Origin of the sequence: Amycolatopsis xylanica, from assembly GCF_900107045.1 — a bacterium.
GTDB classification, from domain to species: domain Bacteria; phylum Actinomycetota; class Actinomycetes; order Mycobacteriales; family Pseudonocardiaceae; genus Amycolatopsis; species Amycolatopsis xylanica.
On sequence record NZ_FNON01000002.1, the window covers coordinates 787,247 to 804,718 of the forward strand.

The following is a 17,472-nucleotide window of genomic DNA, read 5'->3' on the forward strand; positions in this document are numbered from 1 at the left end:
CGGTCAACCCGGGAAACGGTCCTCGAATTCCCCCGGAGCAGCAGCCGCGACGACCAGCGCACCGGCCGCGGGTGACGACGGGTCCCTGACGGTGACCGCTGCGGATAACACAGCGACCTCGACACAGCCACCGACCGCTCCCCGTCCCTCGCTTGGCCTCCGAATAAGAGGCGTTTCAGCCTATCGGGCACTGCAAGTCACCGTCCCGAGTGAACAAATCGGTCAAAAAACCCAGGTGACGATGCTTGCATCGGCTAACTATGGTGTCGTCTGACACACAGTCAGTTATTTGACTTGCGCAACCAACCGCACGGGCACATCCTTGCTTGAGGCAACTAGTTGCAGCCGCCAAATAAGCAGGGGACCCATGGACACGACCAAAGCCGAGCTCGACCTCGCCGATGAGCTGGGTTACGAGCTCGTCCGCTTCGTCCGGCTCATCAACCGGGCGAAGTCGCAGGTGGCCAAGCAGGGACCGGACGGCGTCGAACGGGCCGCGTACGCGATCCTGTTCACGCTGATCCACGAAGGTCCGCAGCGCACCAGCAGGCTCGCCGAGTCCCTGCACTCCGAGATCTCCACGATCAGCCGCCAGAGCAGCTCGCTGGTCCAGCATGGACTGGTCGAGCGCCAGGCCGATCCCGAGGACGGCCGCGCCTGCCTGCTCGCGCCGACCGCCGAGGGGCACCGGGTGTTCGAGGAGAACCGCAAGGCGCGCAACGTCTGGCTGGCCGAAGTGCTGCACGACTGGTCCGAAGAGGACCGTCAGACGCTGAACACCCTGTTCGGCCGCCTGAACTCCGGCATCGAAAAGACCTCTCCACAACTAGCCGATCAACCCCAGGCCAAGGGGGCCTCCGCATGAGTTCCGCCGTCGCACCACCAGCCGTCGAAGGGCCCAAGCTCAGCCACCGGCAGATCGTCACGATCCTGTCCGGGCTGATGATGGGCATGTTCCTCGCGGCGCTCGACCAGACGATCGTCGGCACCTCGATCGTCAAGATCGCCAATGACCTGCACGGGTTCGACCTGCAGGCCTGGGCGACCACCGCTTACCTCATCACCTCGACGATCGCGACGCCGATCTACGGCAAGCTGTCCGACATCTACGGGCGCAAGCCGTTCTACCTGGCCGCGATCACGATCTTCGTGATCGGCTCGATCGCTTCGACGTTCGCGCAGTCGATGTACCAGCTCGCCGCCTTCCGCGCGGTGCAGGGCATCGGCGCCGGCGGCCTGATGTCGCTCGCGTTCACGATCATGGGCGACATCGTCCCGGCGCGGGAACGCTCGAAGTACCAGGGTTACTTCCTCGCGGTCTTCGGCACGTCGACCGTGCTCGGCCCACTGCTCGGCGGCTTCTTCGCCGGGCTGGACAGCCTGCTCGACATCGCGGGCTGGCGCTGGGTATTCCTGATCAACGTGCCGATCGGCATCATCGCGCTGGTCGTCGTCTCGTTCGTGCTGAACGTCCCGCACGCGCGCCACGACCACCGCATCGACTGGTGGGGCGCGATCACGCTGACCATCGGCGTCGTGCCGCTGCTCGTGGTCGCCGAGCAGGGCCAGAAGTGGGGCTGGGACTCGCGTAACTCCCTTATCTGCTACGGAATCGGCGTCGTCGGCATCATCGCCTTCATCCTCGTCGAGAAGCTGATGAAGGACGAGGCGCTCATTCCCTTGCGCCTGTTCAAGAACTCGACGTTCAGCGTCGCGATCATCGGCGGTGTCATCGTCGGTGTGGCGATGTTCGGCGCGATCACCATGATCCCGCAGTACATGCAGGTCGTGCAGGGTTACACGCCGACCGAGTCGGGTCTGCTGATGCTGCCGCTGATGCTGGGCATCATGTCCGGCTCCGTCCTTTCCGGACAGATCACCGGCAAGACCGGGCGGTACAAGTTCATCCCGGTGCTCGGCACGCTGCTGATCGCGGTCGGCGCGTTCCTGTTCTCGCAGGTCGAATGGAACAGTCCGCTGTGGATGCCGCTGGTCTTCGCCGCGATCATCGGGTTCGGCCTCGGTGGCTGTATGCAGACGCTGATCATCGCCGTGCAGAACGCGGGACCGCGGAGCGACATGGGCGTCTCGACCGCGTCGGCGACCTTCTTCCGGCAGATCGGTGGCACCGCGGGTGTCGCGGTGTTCCTGACGATCCTGTTCAACACGCTGCCGGGCAACATCTCGAAGGCGTTCGGCGGCAAGCTGCCGGAAGGCATGGGCAGCGGGCTCGGCGATCTGCAGGCCGACACGTCCAAGATCCAGAGCCTGCCGGACGCCGTGCGCATCCCGATCCTGACCGGGTTCACCGACTCGATCACGACCGTCTTCATGGTGGCCGCCGGCGTGGCGCTGCTGGCCACGATCGTGCTGCTGTTCATGAAGGAGATCCCGCTCGTCGACGGCCCGTCGCCCGCGGCCGCGATGGAGGGCGCCGAGTCACTGTTCGAGGAGGAGACTCCGGTCGAGCCGGTCGTCGAGCAGGAGCGCGAGCCGGTGCTCGTCGGCGCCGGAAAGCACGCCATCGCCAGTGGGAACGGGCATGGTGAGTACAAGCCGGACAGTGGCGCGCTGACGCTGCCATCCGCGGAGCTCAGCTCCGACTTCGGCGGCGGGCAGCCGGTCACCGGGCACATCCGGCGGCAGGACGGCACGCACGTCACCGGCGCGGCGCTGACGTTGATCGACCAGCGTGGCCGCCAGGTCGCGCGTGGCACCGGCGCCGCAGACGGCAGCTACTCGGTGACCACCCCGCTCAACGGCACCTACGTGCTGATCGTGTCCGCGCCAGGGCACCAGCCGCAGGCGTCGAGCGTGGTCGTCGGCAACGGGCCCGCGAAGCTGGACATCACGCTGACCGGCTCCGGTGGCGTCACCGGCGTCGTCCGCAAGGCGGGCGAAGGCTCGCCGGTGGGCGGCGCGACGGTCACCCTGACCGACGACCGCGGTGACGTGAGCGGCGCGTTCATCACGCTGGCCGACGGGGCGTTCACGTTCCAGGGCATCGGCGCCGGGCACTACACGCTGGTGGCGAGCGGCGAGCGGTTCCGGCCGGTCGCGCTGACGCTGACGGTGCCCGACAGCGGCACGATCGCGCACGACATCGAGCTGACCGGCGCGGTCCGGCTGACGGGCACGGCGACGACCGAGGAGGGCCGGATCGTGCCCGACGCGCGGATCACCGTGCTCGACAAGGACGGCAACGTGGCCGCGGTCGCCAGGACCGACGGCGAGGGCAAGTACCTGCTGACCGACCTGCCCGAGGGCGCGTACACGGTCGTCGCCAGCGGTTACCCGCCCGCGACCAGCGAGGTCACCCTGACCGGTGGCGCCGAGGCTCAGCACGACGTCCGCCTCGGCTACGACCAGGCCTTCGACGAGCTGCTCTCATGACAGGGCTGTCCGGGCAGATCCGCACGGCTGAAGGCTGGGCGGTCGAACACGCCGTGCTGACCGTGACGGACATGTCCGGACAGCAGGTGGCGCGGGTGGTGGCCAACTCGCAGGGTTCGGTGGCCACCCCCGCGCTCCCGCCCGGCGTGTACACGGCGGTGATCACCTCGTCCGGCTACAACCCGATCGCGAAGACCGCCCAGATCGGCTCGGACGGCACGGGCTCGATCGGTCACGTCTCACTGGTCCCGGTCGAAGGCGCACTGGAGCTGCCGCCGCCCGGCCCGTGGACGATCGACCCGGCGCACTCGTCGGTGGTCGCGACCGCCCGCCATCTCGGCATCGCGAGCATCAAGGCCCGCTTCCCCGAGCTGACCGGCACGATCATGGTCGGCAGGCCGGTCGAGCAGTCGTCGGTGCACGCGGAGATCACCGCGGCGGCCATCGACACCGGCATCAAAATGCGCGACGACCACCTGCGCTCGCCCGATTTCCTCGACGTCGACCGCTTCCCGACGATCGTGTTCGACAGCACGGGACTGCGGCAGCGCGGCAGCGACTCGTGGACGCTCTCGGGGCTTCTGCGGCTGCATGGGGAAGAGCGGTCGATCGACCTGGACCTGCGGTATGGCGGCTACTCGGCCGATCCGTGGGGCGGGGTGCGGGCGGCTTTTCACGCCGAGACCCAGCTGCATCGGAACGACTTCGCGATCAACTACAACGCGATCATCAGGGCCGGGGTGGCGGCTATCGGGACGAACGTGAAGATCGAGCTGGATATCGAGGCCGTGCAGGGCTCGGTTCTGCCTGACCTGGAGGTCTAGGGCGGGCCTGGCGTGGCCGGGTCGCGAACGTGACAAGGATGGCCCTTGTAACCCTGAGTGTGACAAGGGTGGCCCTTGTTTCGTCCGTCCATCCCAGGGACGGGCGCCTGGCCGGGGGCTGAATAGCTTGGTTGGGGGGCTGGGGGATGTGAAGACCACGTAGGCTTTTGCTGTGAGTGCCTTTTACGCGGAGGCGCCGGGTATTGGTGTGAGCTGGCTGGACACCGCCGGTCCGCTGCTGGTGTGGGTCATCGTGTTGAGCTTCGTGTTCGCGGAATGCGCGCTCATCGTGGGGCTCTTCCTGCCCGGTGACTCCCTGCTGTTCGCCGCCGGTGTCGTGCTGGCGCAGCACGGGTCGGACACGAACGCGTGGCTGCTGTCGGCGGCCGCGCTGGCCGTCGCCGTGCTCGGGAACCAGGTCGGCTACTACATCGGCAAGCACACCGGGACCAAGCTCATCGCGCGCCGGGGTGGCAAGGTGCTGAACCGCCACAACCTGGAGCGGGCGCAGCGGTTCCTCGACAGACGGGGTTTCTTCGCGATCGTCGCCGCGCGGTGGATCCCCTGGATCCGCACGCTGGCGCCGCTCATCGCGGGCGCGGCGCGGATGGATCCGCGCCGGTTCGCCGCCGCCACCGCGGTCGGCGGGCTGTTCTGGGTGCCGACGCTGGTGCTGCTCGGCTACTACGGCGCGGGCCTGCTCGACCAGATCCCCTGGGTCAAGACGGTCGCACTCTGGGCGAGCATCGCCTTCTTCATCGCCGGCACCGGCTATGGCGTGCTCCGGTACCGGCAGGAAATGCGCAAGCCGATCGACGAGACGGCTAACGCTTCTTAGGGCTCTGGGTCCGCCCAGACCTCTAGCTGGATGCCGTCGGGGTCGCGGAAGACGATCACCGCGGCACCCGGCAGAGTGCGAGACGACGACGCCGGCGTGTACGTCACGCCGTACTCGGTCAGCCGTCGCTCCCACTCCGCCAGGTCCGCGTGCGAAGACACCTTGAAGGCGACATGATCAAGCCCGGTCCGCCGTTCGTCGAACGAGCGACGCGCCTGCTCGGCGTGCTGGACCAGCATCACGGCGAATTCGTCACCTGGTGAACGGAGAACCACCTTGCGCAGCCCGGTTTCCGGGTCGTCGCGCCTGGCGGACTCCTCCAGCTCGAGGACACGGGCGTACCAGGGCACGCTCCGGTCCACGTCGGTCACGGTAAGTGCCAGGTGGTGCACAGACCTCAGCTTTGACATGTTCTTGTGGCCGTCCTTCTTTCCGACCCCCGTCGGCGCACTCCGTGGCATATCAAAGCGCCACACCGATGCCGGGCTATCCGGCCCCGGTGATCAAGGGGCGGCTCCGCCCGTGCTAGTAACTCTTGACCCTGAGTGCTCCATCAGCCTTACACAACTGTCATGAAAGCCAGGAAGACACGTAAAGGATTGTTACTAACCGGGGTCATCAACGGTGACAACACACCGCGTGCCCGGAAGACCACGGAAAACTCAGCCGCGCAGGTTCGCCTCGCGCAGGCCGGCCAGCGTCGACAGGCGATCTTCGGCCTCGATCCTGGCCGTGGTGACCCGATCGGGGTAACACCGGGTGAACATGTTCGTGAAGTGCGTGCCGTAGTGGATGTACTCGTCCTCGGTCGCCGAACCGGACAGCGGCCGGACACAGGCCTCGAAATTCGGCTCGTGGAAGTACGCCATGGTGAACCGCTCGCGCGTGTTCAGCCGGACCTTGTGCGGCGTCGACAGCAGCTCGCCGCCGGTCAGGAACTGCAGGATGTCGCCGGGGAAGACGGTGAACACGCTGGGCACCGGCTCGACGAAGTGCCACGGCTCCTCGTTCTCGTACATCCCGGCCATGCTCTCGTCTTCGAGCCAGTTGCGGTTGCGGTGCTCGCCCTCGACCGGCGGCCGGATGAACAGCCCGCCGACCTCGTCCTGCGCGGCGATCACCAACAGGCCGTAGTCGGTGTGCGCGCCGATGCCGCGTGAGGTCGCCGTCGACATCGGAGGGAAGCGCAGCACCCGCATGTGGTGCCAGCCGTCGACGGTGAGTTTCGTGAGCGCGTCGATCTCCAGGCCGAGCCCGAGCGCGACGAGTTTGAGCAGGTTCTCACCCATGGCGCCGAGTTCGTCCATGTACGACCGCATTGTCTTTTGATAAGCCTCGTCCGGCCACGGCACGGGCCCGTGGCACGGCCACCCGGCCTCGACCCTCGGGTCGTCCTCGGGAACGTCCTTGCAGACCGTGAAGATCTCCGAGTAGTCGGCCTCGCCCGCGGTGACCTCCTCGCCGGAGGCGATGTAACCGCTGTAGGTCAGATCACTGACGAACCCCGATTTGTGCGCCAAGGGCGATTCGAAGAATCTCTTGCTCGCCTGAAAAGCTTCCAGCGTCTTCTGATCTTGCTCGGGTTCGGCGACGACTTGAAAGATACCGTCTTCCTGCCACACCCTGATCATCTGCTTGCCGAGGATCTTTTCCGCATTTGTTCCGGTGACTGACACGGGTAGGCTGAAAGTCTGCAAGTCCGCCATGGGGATTCCTTTCGCAGGCCGTATTCGCTCAACATAAGCCACACGGAAGGAAAAGGAATCCGGTTCATGGCCTAGCGGCCACCACCCACTTGGAGTACTGATCCGGTCAGATAGGAGGCGGCGGGCGACAGTGCCCAGAGGATGGCTTCGGCGATTTCTTCCGGCTTACCGGCGCGTCCCATCGGGATGGTCGGCGCTATCCGGTCGAGCCTGTCCGGCAGTCCGGCCGCCGCGTGCAGTCCGGTGTCGACCATGCCGGGCGCGACCGCGTTGACCCGGATGCCTTCCTTGGCGACCTCTTGGGCCACACCGAAAGTCATAGTGTCCACAGCGGCCTTGGTCGCCGCGTAGTGCACCCACTCGCCCGCTGATCCGGTGCGCGCGGCCGTCGACGAGACGTTGACGATCGCGCCACCGGAGCCACCGTGGCGCGTGGACATCCGGCGGATTCCCTCCCGTACACAAAGGAAGACGCCGGTGACGTTCACGTCGACCACTCGTCGCACGGTTTCTACCGTTTGCTCGTCCAATCGGCCCGGAGTATTGCCGGTGATCGCCGCATTGTTCACCACGGCGGTGATCGGTCCGAAATTGGCGGCCGTTTCGAACAATTCGTGAACATCGCTCTCCGACGCGACGTCGCCGCGCACAGTGAGCGCGCGGCGACCGATTTGTTCGATATGGGCCGCGATTGTTTTGGCGGCTGATACGTCATTCGCGTAATTGATGACGACGTCGTAGCCTTTTTCGGCGGCGAGCACGGCGACGGCGGCGCCGATTCCCCGGCTGCCGCCGGTCACGATGAGAACTCCGGTCATATGGCGAAGTTAACCAACGGCAGGTTCTCCAGCACCAGGTCCGCGCGCGTACGCGTGGCGTCGATGAGGTCGGCGTTGCGCTGGTCGGAGCCGAGCGCGCGCCGCTTGGCCTCGACGAGCGAGCGCCCGTACCGCCGATGCCGCGAGACGAGCCGTTCGATGCGCTCCGGCTCGTCCGGCGCGAGGAACCACGCCTCGGTGAGCAGCGGTTTCACCGCGTTCCACGGTTCGGAGTCGAGCAGCAGGTAGTTGCCTTCGGTGATGACCAGCGGCACGTCGGCGGGCACCGCCACGGCGCCCGCGATGGGCTCCTCGATCTCACGGCGGAACTCGGGCGCGTACACGGTCTCCCCGCCGGCGGCGAGCCTGCGGACGAGGTTGACGTACCCATTGGCGTCGAAGGTGTCCGGCGCGCCCTTGCGCTCGGTGCGGTCGAGCCTGCGCAGCTCGACCTGCGCGAGGTGGAACCCGTCCATCCCGACCACCACGGCCCGCGAGCCGAGCGCGTTCGCGAGGCTCCACGCGAGCGTCGTCTTGCCGGACGCGGGCGAGCCCACGATGCCCAGCACGCTGCGCTGACCAGGCTTGGCCATCGCCTGTGCCCTGGTCAGGAGGTCCTCGAACGATGTCATTGCTTTCCCTTTCCCTGCACCGCGGTCACCCATGACCGCGGTCCCGCGTGCCGCACCCGTTCGGCGGCCACCTCGTTGGCGAACCCGATCAGCTCGGGCAGCTCGAACTTCCCCACGCCGTACGCCAGCGCGCCATGCCAGACGTCGCCAGCGCCGAGCGTGTCGCGCGCGGCCACCTCAGGCACGGGCACGGACCCTGAAGAGTTCACTGTGGACCAGCGAACGGGATCAGGTCCAGCGGTGGTGATCACCGTCGGCACGCCACGCTCGTGCAGCCCGGGTCCCGGCACGCGGAACTGCGCGGAACACGCGGCGATGTCCACGAACGGCAGCAGCTCGTCGAGCACCGGCTTCCAGCTGCCCGCGTCGAGCACCACCGGGATGCCACGCTCGCGCGCCCAGCGGACCGTGCGCAACGCCAGCGCCGGATGATGCCCGTCGACAAGCACCGCGGACGCCGGTTTCAGCGGGGTGAGCGCTGGTGCGGGCGTCAGCAGGGCGGCCGCGTTGCGTGAAACGACCGTGCGCTCGCCGTCGTGGTCGCGCACGGTCGCGGCGCTGACCGCGGGTGGATCCGGGTGCTCGGGCAGCAGGTCGACGACCTCGACGCCATGAGCTTCGAGGTCGGCGCGGGCGAGCGTGGCCAGCGGGTGTGCGCCGAGGACGGTCAGCAGGGTCGCCTCGCCGCCGAGCGCGGCCACCGTCACCGCGGCGTTCGTCGCAGGCCCCCCGGCCGCGACGTCCACCGCGAGCGACTGGACCTTCTCGCCGGGCGACGGCAGCTCGGCGACCCGCTGCACGACGTCGACGGTGCACAAACCCGCCAGCACGACACTCATAGCCCGGCTCTCACCGCCGCCTCGACCTCTTCGACCTCGCCGTTCTCACCGAGCCGCAGCGCACCGGTGAGCAGGCCGACCACCTGGTTCATCGTGTGCGTCTTCGGCGACACGACCGCCACGCGCTTGCCGAGCCGGTGCACGTGGATGCGGTCGGCGATGTCGAACACGTGCGGCATGTTGTGGCTGATCAGCACCACCGGCAGGCCACGCTCGCGGATCCGGTCGATCAGCGCGAGCACCTTGCCCGACTCGGCGACGCCCAGCGCGGCCGTCGGCTCGTCCATGATCACCGCCTTGGTGCCGAACGCGGCCGCCCGCGCCACCGCGACACCCTGGCGCTGCCCGCCGGACAGCGTCTCGACCAGCTGCGTGATCGACTTGACCTTGATGCCGAGCTCGTCGAGCACCTTCTGCGCCTGCGTGCGCATGGTGCCGGTGTCGAGCTTGCGGAACGGTCCTTTGCGGATCTCCCGGCCCAGGAACATGTTCGACGCGATGTCGAGCGCGGGCGCGACGGCCAGGTCTTGATAAACCGTCTCGATGCCGACATGCCGCGCGTCCAGCGGCGACTTGAAGTGCACGACCTCGCCGTCGACCTTGATCTCACCCTCGTCGGGGATGAGCGCGCCGGACAACGCCTTGATCAGGCTGGACTTCCCGGCGCCGTTGTCACCGACGACCGCGAGCACCTCGCCGGGGAAGAGGTCGAAGTCGGCGCCGTCGATCGCGGTGACCTGCCCGTAGCGCTTGACCAGGCCGCGTGCTTGCAGCGTTGGTTCGGTCATGCCTTCCTCCTGACGACCCGGTCCACGATCACGGCGACGACGAGCAGTGCGCCCGTCGCGACGTCCTGGTAAAGCGCGTCGACGCCCATCTGCGTCAGCCCGGACCGCAGCACGGCCACGACGAGCGCGCCGAACAGCGTGCCGAGCACCGAGCCACGGCCGCCGAACAGGCTTGTGCCGCCGAGTACGACCGCGGTGATCGAGTCGAGGTTGCCGAGCTGGAAGGCGTTCGGGTCGGCGTTGGGCACGCGGCCGATCGCCTGCCAGGCCGCGATGCCGAAGATGAACCCGGCGACCACGTACACCGACAGGATGGTCCGGTTGACCTTGATTCCGGAAAGCCGCGCGGACTCCGGCGCGTTGCCGACGGCGTAGACGTGCTTGCCCCACGCGGTCTTGGTCAGCGCGTACCAGATGACGAGGTACATCAGCAGCGCCAGCGTCATGCCGTAGGTGATCGGGATGCCGCCGAAGAGGTACCGGCGGGTGCCGAGCCAGCGCAGCACGCCGTCAGCGACCGGGATCGCCTGACCGCCTGCGAGCAGTTTCGCCGACGCGGTCAGCATGGTGAACACGCCGAGCGTGACGATGAACGCGGGCAGCTTGATCCGGGTGACCAGCGAGCCGATGACCGCGCCGATCGCGACCGTCACCAGCACGCCGACGAGCAGCGCGACGATGCCGCCGGAGCCGGCCAGCTTCGCCATGATCAGCGTCGCGACGACCATGGCCGACGCGTTGGACAGGTCGATGCCCGCGGTCAGGATGATCAGCGTCTGGCCGAGCGCGAGCGTGCCGACCACCAGCGACTGCTCGACGACCAGCGACAGGTTGTCGAGGTCGAGGAAGGTGGTCGTGGACAGGGAGAACACGATGATCGCGGCGACCAGCGCCAGCGCCGGGCCGACCGCGGGCGCGCGGAGCAGGAACTCGCCGACGGACGCGCGATCACGGGTGATGGTCGTCATTTCTGGCCTCCCCAGCAGTTCTCCAGGCCCCACGCGGTGTCGTGGCTTTCGATGCCGGGCAGCGGCTTGTCGGTGATGACCGCGGAGCCGGTGTTGATGAACCCGCTCGGCTTCTTGCCGGTCTTCGCGTACTCGACGGCCGCGAGCACGCCCTGTTCGGCCATCTTCTTCGGAAACTGCATGACGGTGGCCGCGTACTGGCCGTCCTTGACGTTTCGGACGCCTTCGCAGCCGCCGTCGATCGAGCCCATGACGACCTTGCTGACCAGCCCGCGTGCCTGCAGCGCCGCGTACGCGCCGCGGCCCATCGGCTCGTTCATCGAATAGACGGCGTTGATGTCGGTCGTGCGCTGCAGCAGGTTCTCCATGCCCTGCTGGGCCAGGCTCTGGTCACCGTTCGCCGGCGTGTGGCCCTTGATCTCGGGGCTCGCGTCGGTCAGCCCGATGCCCTTGAGGAAGCCGGTGTGGCGCGCGGTGTCGACCGTGCTGCCCGCGGTCCCGTCGACCATGAGCAGCTTGGGCGCGGCGCCCTGGAGCCCGGCCTTGACGTACGCGCCCTGCTGGCGGCCCGCCTCGAAGTTGTCCGTGGCGAAGGTGGCGTCGACGGCCGTGTCCGGGTCGGTCGCGGTGTCGAGCGCGATGACCAGCACGCCCTTCGCGCGGGCGCGGCCGATCGCGTCCAGCACGCCGGTGGACGAGCTCGGCGTGATGAGGATGGTGGTCGCGCCCTGCTGGAGCAGGTTCTCGATGGCGCGGACCTGGCCGTCGTTGTCACCGTCGAACTGGCCCGCCAGTGCGCTGAAGTCGGCGCCCTGCGCGGCCGCGGCGGCCTTGGCCGCGGCTCTCAGCTCGACGAAATAGGGATTGGTGTCGGTCTTGGTGACCAGCCCGACCTTGGCCTTGCCGCCTTCGCCCGCTGTGGTCTTGCCGCCCCACTGGCGCTCGACCGTGCAGGCGGAGGTCAACAGGAGCACGGCTGTCGCGGCGATCGCGAGACAACGATGTCTCATGGGTTGCCTACCTCCGAAATGATGATCGTGAGGCTCTCGATGCCCCCGGACCGTAGACAGGCCTATGCTGACTCGCAAGCGTTTGCGCAAACGCTTGCAATCGTCAGAAGGGTGCTCATGGCTCCGCCCCGCTCCTCCCGGCCGACCCAGCGCGACATCGCCGAAATGGCCGGCGTCTCCATCACCACCGTGTCGCACGTTGTCAACGGCACCCGCGCGGTCGCCGAAGAGACGAAGGCCGCGGTGCTGCGCGCGATCGAGACGACCGGGTACACCGGCGACGCCATCGCCCGCTCGCTGGTCACCGGCGGCACGCGCTCGCTGGGCGTCGCGATCTCCTTGCTGGCCAACCCGTACTTCGCCGTTTTGATGCAAGCGATCGAGCGCGAGGCCGCGAAAGCGGGCTACACGGTCCTGCTCGCCGACACGCACGACACCGCCGACACCGAGCGCGAAACGGTGCGGACACTGCGGTCCCGCCGCGTCGACGGCCTGCTGATCACGCCGTCGCCCGGCGACGGCTCGGTGATCAACGAGCTGGTCGCGCTGGACATGCCGACCGTGCTGGTCGACCGGGTGACGACGCGGACCGACGTCGACCAGGTCGGGTCGGAGAACATCCAGTCCACCTCGGCGTTGACCGCGCATCTGGCATCGCTGGGGCATCGCCGGATCGGCATGATCAGCGGCGCGGCCGGATTGACCACGAGCGACGAGCGGACGCTCGGCTACCGGCTCGGGCTCGGGCGCTCCGGGTTGACGTTCGCCGCGGAACTGGTGCAGTGCGGGCATTCCTCACGCGAGGGTGGGGCGCTGGCGTTCAACACGCTGCTCGCTTTGCCAGAGCCACCAACGGCTTTGGTCGTCGCCAACGACTCGATGATGGTCGGGGTGCTGCACGAAGCCCGCCGTCGCGGCCTGAAAATCGGCACCGACCTGCCGGTCGTGGTCTACGACGACGTCGAGTGGGCGGACCTGGTCGACCCGCCGCTGACGACCATGGCCCAGCCGATCGACGAGATCGGCACGCATGCGGTGAGGCTGTTGCTGGCAAGGATCCACGACCCCGGCCGCAAGCCGGAAACCGTACGCCTGTCACCGGTTTTACGTCACCGAGAGTCGTGCGGCTGCGGCCCCGTTCACCCACATTGATGGTTCTTCCAGCCCATCGGGTTCGCACGACCGGATGACACCCGATTAGCAGTTATGGTCGGCCTCAACGCGAGTAGGGGCTTGGTGAATGACTGCACTGTCACCGGAATTGCCGTTGTGGGACACCCATGTCACCCTCCGGTTCGGCGTCGCCATGGCGGTGCACGCCGACCCGTATTCGGGTGAGCTGCTGCAAGCCATCAAGAGCGCGGCCGCCGAGGCGGGCTGCACGATCCAGGTCGCCGACACCGGTGACAGCGTTTCCGAAGAGGCCGCGGTCATCCGCGCACTGCGCGCCGATCAGGTCGACGGCGTGCTGCTCATCCCCGCCATCGGCGACGACGCGGTGATCAACGGCCTGGTCCGCATGGGCGTGCCGACGGTACTCGTCGACCGCCTGGCCACCCGCACCGACGTCGACCAGGTCGGCACGGAAAACATCCAGTCGATGTCGACGCTCGTCAAGCATCTGGTCAACCAGCGGCACCGGCGCATCGGCCTGATCTCCGGCAACCCCGGCTCCAGCGTCACACTCGAGCGCGAGACCGGCTTCCGCAACGGCCTCGGCCGCGCGGGCCTGCGCTGGAGCAAGGACGTCGTCGTCTGCGGCGAGTCGACGCCCGGCGGCGCGGCCAAGGCGATGAAGAAGCTGCTCGACGGCTGGCCCGCGCCGACGGCCCTGGTCGTGGCCAACGAGGCCATGCTGATCGGCGTCCAGTACGAGGCGCATCGGCGCGGTATCAAGATCGGGACCGACCTCGCGGTCGTCGGCTACGGCGACGGCTTGTGGACGCGGAACGTGTGCTCACCGCTGACCACCATGTCGCAGCCGATCGCCGAGATCGGGCGGAAGGCCATGCACATGCTGCTCTCGCGGATCGCGGAGCCGGAACGGTCACCCGAGACCGTGCGGCTCGCGCCCAGCTTCCACCACCGCTCTTCCTGCGGCTGCTGACCCGCCGGGGTCGTGAGTGGTACGGCCGGTTCTAACCGGCCAGCTCACTCACGACCTATGCCTCCGCCTCGCCAGGCATCGCACGAAAGCCCCGTTCGTCACGCTCACGGTGACAAACGGGGCTTTCGTGCGGTGCTGCGCGGGGGTCGTGAGCGTTGCGGGCGGTTAGAACCGCCCGCAACGCTCACGACCCCTGACCTGGCGAAACGTCGGCCGCGCTGGCGCGCGGGGGTGGGCGAGGGGAACCCCTGCTGCATCTAACGCAGCAAACCTTCCACTCGCGCGGCCCACGAAACGTGGGCTCCTCTTGGCCACGCCGTGTGCCGGGAGTCGTGAGTGTTTTGGCCGGTTAGAACCGGCCGGAACACTCACGACGTCAGGGTTGCGGCGGCTTCGAGGAGCATCCAGGCGCCGAGCTGGATAGAGAGATCGCGTGATTCCGCGAGGGTCGCCGGGGTCGACCAGTCGGGGCCGTAGACCGGGCCGTCGGAGGTGTCGAGGGCGTTCGCGGTGCAAGCGGCGGCCGAGGTCAGGACCAAAGTCCTTGCGACAGAAGCGGATTCGCCCTCGAGGCGTTGAGCCGCCAAGGCGAGATAGCGGGCAGTGATCCCCGCGAAGAGACCGCCGTCGCCGCCGCCTTGGCCGCGAAGGACGCCGCCGGGCGCACAATGCGAGGCCACCGCGAAGATCGTGCGCGCGGCGGCCTCCACATTGGACACTTCGAGGCAGGCGCCGAGGTAAACCCCTTGGCAGTACGTGTAAATGTGCTTGACGAACTCGCCCGTGTCGGGGCGGAAGCCGTCCCAGACCAAGCCGGTCGAAGGGTCCACCAGCAGCGAGGACATCCAGTCGACGATCGCCTCGGCGCGGGACAGGTCGCCCGCGCGGGCGTGGAAGATCGCGGCCGGGCCGTTGGCGGGGGCGTTCTTGAACTGGTCGCCGCGACGCCACCAGATGCCGCCGCCCGCGTCGGAGGTCCAGCCTTCGTACAGCTGCGCGGAAATCGCCGCCAACGGCGAGGAGACCTCGAGGCCCGTGCGCTGGAGTGCGAGGCCGAGCCAGGCGATGTCGTCGTAGTAGTCGTTGGTCCAGCGGCCGAAGTTGCGCAGGCGCACCGAGCGGACGAACCGGGCGATCAGCGCGGCGCGGGCAGGCGACGGAGCGCGGAGCTGGGCGTCGATCAGGCAGTCGAGGAGGTGCGCCTGCCACCAGTAGTTCCAGTGCCAGTGGACGCGGTCGCCCGGCGACGGGGGCCAGTGGCTGCGGCCGAGTGCCGTGCCGGGGAGGGCCCAGAGCCGTCGCAGGTGCCTGCCGAGTACTGCCTCCTCCGCGTTCATGAGGTCATCCTTGCTTGTGCGAGGACATACCGCTCGGTATGTTCGGGTGATGACGACTGCCCATGTGACCTGTCCCCTGTGCGAGGCCACTTGCGGCCTGGATGTCACGTTCGACGAGAAACAGCTGATCAGCCGCATCACCGGCGACAAGGAAGACGTCTTCTCCGGCGGCTACATCTGCCCGAAGGGCGCGTCGCTCGGCGCGCTGCACGCTGACCCGGACCGGCTCACCAAGCCGCTGGTCAAGCGGGACGGGCAGTTCGTCGAGGTCGGCTGGGACGAGGCGTTCGCCGAGATCGACGCCCGGCTGACGCCGATCATCGAGCAGCACGGGCGCGACGCCGTCGCCGTCTACGCTGGCAATCCGTCGGTGCACAACATCGCGCAGACGCTGTACGGCCGGGTGTTCTACAAGGCGCTCGGCACCAAGAACTTCTACTCGGCGACCTCGGTCGATCAGCTGCCCAAGCACATGTCCTCGGGTTTCCTCTTCGGTGACCCGCTGGCGATCCCGGTCCCCGATGTCGACCGGACCCAGTACCTGCTGATCCTGGGCGCGAACCCGCTGGTGTCCAACGGCAGCCTGATGACCGCGCCGGACATGCGCGGCAGGCTCAAGGCGATCCGCAAGCGTGGCGGCAAGATCGTGGTCATCGACCCGCGGCGGACCCGCACGGCCGACGCCGCGGACGAGCATCACCCGATCGTCCCCGGCACCGACGCGCTGCTGCTGTTCGCCATGGTCAACACGGTGTTCGGCGAGGAGCTGGTGAAGCTCGGGCACTTGGCGGAGCACCTCGTCGGTGTCGACGAGGTGCGTGAGCTGGCCGCGCCGTTCACGCCCGAGGCCGTCGCGCCGAAGGTGGGCATCGCCGCCGACGAGATCCGGCGGATGACCCGTGAGCTGGCCGCGGCCGAGTCCGCTGCCGTCTATGGGCGGATCGGCACCACCACGCAAAGCTTCGGCACGGTCGCCAGCTGGCTGGTCGACGTGCTCAACGCGCTGACCGGCAACCTCGACCGCGCGGGCGGTGCGATGTTCCCGTTCCCCGCCGCGGGACGGCCGGTCGGGTCGGCGAAGAAGCGGCAGTTCCGGGTCGGCCGCTATCACTCGCGGGTGCGCGGCTACCCCGAGGTGTACGGCGAGATCCCGGCCGCGACGCTCGCCGACGAGATCGAGACGCCCGGCGAAGGCCAGGTCCGCGCACTGGTGACCGTCTGCGGCAACCCCGCGCTCAGCACGCCGAACTCCGGACGGCTCGAGGGCGCGCTCGCGCAGCTGGAGTTCGTCGTCTCGCTGGACGTCTACCTCAACGAAACCTCGCGCCACGCCGACGTGATCCTGCCTGGTCCGTCACCGCTGGCCAGGCCGCACTTCGACCTCGCGTTCTACCAGCTCTCCGTGCGCAACGTGGTGAACTGGACCCCGCCGACGTTCGAGACCGACGTGCCCGGCGAGTGGGAGACCCTGCTGCGGCTTACCTCGATCGTCACCGGGCAGGGCCCGAACCCGGACATCGCCGCGCTCGACGACTTCGTCGCGGCGACCGTCGCGAAGAGCCAGGGCGTCGACCCGGCGCTCGTGGCCGGCCGGACCGGACCCGCGCGGCTGGTCGACTTGATGCTGCGCGGCGGTCCCTATGACCTGACGCTCGCCGATCTCGAAGCCGCCCCGCACGGCATCGACCTCGGGCCGTTGACGCCGCGCATCCCGGACGTCCTCAGCACGGAGAGCGGCAAGGTCGAGCTCGCGCCCGCCGCGATCACGGCCGACGTGCCGCGCCTGCTGGCCGAGCTCGACGTCACCCGCGATGGCCTGCTGATGATCGGGCGACGTCATGTCAGCTCGAACAACTCGTGGATGCACAACGTGGAAGCGTTGGTACGCGGCGGAAATCGCTGCACCGTGCAGGTGCACCCCGACGACGCGACCCGGCTCGGGCTGACCGACGGCGGGCTCGCGCTGGTGAATTCGCGGGCGGGCAAGATCGAGGTGCCGGTCGAGGTCACCGACGAGATCCGGCCGGGCGTGGTCAGCATCCCGCACGGCTGGGGGCACGATCTCGACGGCACCCGCACCCGCGTCGCGACCGCGCACGCCGGCGTGAACTCGAACATCGTCGCCGACGAGACCTTGCTCGACGCGTTGAGCGGCAACGCGGTCTTCAACGGCATCCCCGTCGAAGTCGCTCCCGCGTAAGGACCCAAGACC

General features: G+C 68.2%; 17 protein-coding genes. 7 read left to right on the forward strand and 10 right to left on the reverse strand.

Annotated elements, in window-relative coordinates; translation table 11 throughout:
• Positions 1-3: 3 nt before the first annotated feature.
• Positions 4-165 carry a DUF397 domain-containing protein gene (locus BLV57_RS11570; protein ID WP_091288629.1) on the reverse strand — a complete coding sequence of 54 codons (162 nt, stop codon included), beginning with the start codon at positions 163-165 and terminating at the stop codon, positions 4-6.
• Positions 166-367: 202 nt separating this feature from the next.
• On the opposite strand from BLV57_RS11570, the gene BLV57_RS11575 reads away from it, so the two are divergent.
• The 4 genes from BLV57_RS11575 (at position 368) to BLV57_RS11590 (ending at position 5,055) form a co-directional block, all read left to right on the forward strand.
• Complete coding sequence (locus BLV57_RS11575) at positions 368-865, forward strand: MarR family winged helix-turn-helix transcriptional regulator (RefSeq protein WP_091288630.1); 498 nt, start codon at positions 368-370, stop codon at positions 863-865.
• Positions 862-3,393 (forward strand): MFS transporter, encoded by a 2,532-nt coding sequence (locus BLV57_RS11580; protein ID WP_091288631.1) that lies wholly within the window; start codon positions 862-864, stop codon positions 3,391-3,393. Before BLV57_RS11575 ends, BLV57_RS11580 begins: the two co-directional genes overlap by 4 nt.
• Entirely contained in the window at positions 3,390-4,217 is an 828-nt protein-coding gene (locus BLV57_RS11585; protein ID WP_091288632.1) for a YceI family protein, read from the forward strand. The genes BLV57_RS11580 and BLV57_RS11585 overlap by 4 nt, the downstream gene beginning before the upstream one ends.
• 172 nt (positions 4,218-4,389) lie before the next feature.
• Complete coding sequence (locus BLV57_RS11590; RefSeq protein WP_091288633.1) at positions 4,390-5,055, forward strand: DedA family protein; 666 nt, start codon at positions 4,390-4,392, stop codon at positions 5,053-5,055.
• Here BLV57_RS11590 and BLV57_RS11595 read toward each other — a convergent pair.
• The 8 genes from BLV57_RS11595 to BLV57_RS11630 form a co-directional block, all read right to left on the reverse strand.
• On the reverse strand, positions 5,052-5,465 hold the full coding sequence (locus tag BLV57_RS11595; protein ID WP_091289098.1) for a VOC family protein: 414 nt from the start codon (positions 5,463-5,465) through the stop codon (positions 5,052-5,054). The genes BLV57_RS11590 and BLV57_RS11595 overlap by 4 nt on opposite strands.
• A 252-nt stretch (positions 5,466-5,717) precedes the next feature.
• Positions 5,718-6,761, reverse strand: a complete 1,044-nt coding sequence (locus tag BLV57_RS11600) for an isopenicillin N synthase family dioxygenase (protein WP_091288634.1) — start codon at positions 6,759-6,761, stop codon at positions 5,718-5,720.
• Positions 6,762-6,832: 71 nt separating this feature from the next.
• Positions 6,833-7,579, reverse strand: a complete 747-nt coding sequence (locus BLV57_RS11605; protein WP_091288635.1) for an SDR family oxidoreductase — start codon at positions 7,577-7,579, stop codon at positions 6,833-6,835.
• On the reverse strand, positions 7,576-8,211 hold the full coding sequence (locus tag BLV57_RS11610; RefSeq protein ID WP_091288636.1) for a nucleoside/nucleotide kinase family protein: 636 nt from the start codon (positions 8,209-8,211) through the stop codon (positions 7,576-7,578). Before BLV57_RS11610 ends, BLV57_RS11605 begins: the two co-directional genes overlap by 4 nt.
• A complete protein-coding gene (locus BLV57_RS11615) occupies positions 8,208-9,050 on the reverse strand; it encodes a PfkB family carbohydrate kinase (protein WP_091288637.1) in 843 nt (280 codons plus the stop codon). Before BLV57_RS11615 ends, BLV57_RS11610 begins: the two co-directional genes overlap by 4 nt.
• Complete coding sequence (locus BLV57_RS11620) at positions 9,047-9,838, reverse strand: ATP-binding cassette domain-containing protein (protein WP_091288638.1); 792 nt, start codon at positions 9,836-9,838, stop codon at positions 9,047-9,049. Before BLV57_RS11620 ends, BLV57_RS11615 begins: the two co-directional genes overlap by 4 nt.
• Positions 9,835-10,806 carry an ABC transporter permease gene (locus BLV57_RS11625; protein WP_091288639.1) on the reverse strand — a complete coding sequence of 324 codons (972 nt, stop codon included), beginning with the start codon at positions 10,804-10,806 and terminating at the stop codon, positions 9,835-9,837. The genes BLV57_RS11620 and BLV57_RS11625 overlap by 4 nt, the downstream gene beginning before the upstream one ends.
• Positions 10,803-11,816 (reverse strand): substrate-binding domain-containing protein, encoded by a 1,014-nt coding sequence (locus tag BLV57_RS11630; protein ID WP_091288640.1) that lies wholly within the window; start codon positions 11,814-11,816, stop codon positions 10,803-10,805. The genes BLV57_RS11625 and BLV57_RS11630 overlap by 4 nt, the downstream gene beginning before the upstream one ends.
• 117 nt (positions 11,817-11,933) lie before the next feature.
• Between BLV57_RS11630 and BLV57_RS11635 the strand changes: the two genes are divergently transcribed.
• Together BLV57_RS11635 and BLV57_RS11640 are read left to right on the forward strand one after the other, a co-directional pair.
• On the forward strand, positions 11,934-12,968 hold the full coding sequence (locus BLV57_RS11635; protein WP_091288641.1) for a LacI family DNA-binding transcriptional regulator: 1,035 nt from the start codon (positions 11,934-11,936) through the stop codon (positions 12,966-12,968).
• An 88-nt stretch (positions 12,969-13,056) separates the two neighbouring features.
• The gene (locus BLV57_RS11640; protein WP_091288642.1) at positions 13,057-13,923 is read left to right on the forward strand and encodes a LacI family DNA-binding transcriptional regulator; all 867 of its coding nucleotides are present in this window, start codon (positions 13,057-13,059) and stop codon (positions 13,921-13,923) included.
• 368 nt (positions 13,924-14,291) lie between these two features.
• Here BLV57_RS11640 and BLV57_RS11645 read toward each other — a convergent pair whose 3' ends face one another.
• On the reverse strand, positions 14,292-15,260 hold the full coding sequence (locus BLV57_RS11645) for a glycoside hydrolase family 76 protein (RefSeq protein WP_091288643.1): 969 nt from the start codon (positions 15,258-15,260) through the stop codon (positions 14,292-14,294).
• 49 nt (positions 15,261-15,309) lie between these two features.
• Here BLV57_RS11645 and BLV57_RS11650 point away from each other — a divergent pair, with 49 nt between their 5' ends.
• Positions 15,310-17,460, forward strand: coding sequence for a molybdopterin oxidoreductase family protein (locus BLV57_RS11650; RefSeq protein WP_091288644.1), 2,151 nt, complete (start codon positions 15,310-15,312; stop codon positions 17,458-17,460).
• The last annotated feature ends 12 nt before the right edge of the window (positions 17,461-17,472 follow it).

Coding starts and splice junctions, on each gene's coding strand:
- BLV57_RS11585 (WP_091288632.1), top strand. CDS start 3,390: ATGACAGGGCTGTCCGGGCAGATCCGCACGGCTGAAGGCTGGGCGGTC.
- BLV57_RS11610 (WP_091288636.1), bottom strand. CDS start 8,211: ATGACATCGTTCGAGGACCTCCTGACCAGGGCACAGGCGATGGCCAAG.
- BLV57_RS11605 (WP_091288635.1), bottom strand. CDS start 7,579: ATGACCGGAGTTCTCATCGTGACCGGCGGCAGCCGGGGAATCGGCGCC.
- BLV57_RS11600 (WP_091288634.1), bottom strand. CDS start 6,761: ATGGCGGACTTGCAGACTTTCAGCCTACCCGTGTCAGTCACCGGAACA.
- BLV57_RS11645 (WP_091288643.1), bottom strand. CDS start 15,260: ATGAACGCGGAGGAGGCAGTACTCGGCAGGCACCTGCGACGGCTCTGG.
- BLV57_RS11625 (WP_091288639.1), bottom strand. CDS start 10,806: ATGACGACCATCACCCGTGATCGCGCGTCCGTCGGCGAGTTCCTGCTC.
- BLV57_RS11575 (WP_091288630.1), top strand. CDS start 368: ATGGACACGACCAAAGCCGAGCTCGACCTCGCCGATGAGCTGGGTTAC.
- BLV57_RS11650 (WP_091288644.1), top strand. CDS start 15,310: ATGACGACTGCCCATGTGACCTGTCCCCTGTGCGAGGCCACTTGCGGC.
- BLV57_RS11620 (WP_091288638.1), bottom strand. CDS start 9,838: ATGACCGAACCAACGCTGCAAGCACGCGGCCTGGTCAAGCGCTACGGG.
- BLV57_RS11615 (WP_091288637.1), bottom strand. CDS start 9,050: ATGAGTGTCGTGCTGGCGGGTTTGTGCACCGTCGACGTCGTGCAGCGG.
- BLV57_RS11595 (WP_091289098.1), bottom strand. CDS start 5,465: ATGTCAAAGCTGAGGTCTGTGCACCACCTGGCACTTACCGTGACCGAC.
- BLV57_RS11640 (WP_091288642.1), top strand. CDS start 13,057: ATGACTGCACTGTCACCGGAATTGCCGTTGTGGGACACCCATGTCACC.
- BLV57_RS11630 (WP_091288640.1), bottom strand. CDS start 11,816: ATGAGACATCGTTGTCTCGCGATCGCCGCGACAGCCGTGCTCCTGTTG.
- BLV57_RS11635 (WP_091288641.1), top strand. CDS start 11,934: ATGGCTCCGCCCCGCTCCTCCCGGCCGACCCAGCGCGACATCGCCGAA.
- BLV57_RS11580 (WP_091288631.1), top strand. CDS start 862: ATGAGTTCCGCCGTCGCACCACCAGCCGTCGAAGGGCCCAAGCTCAGC.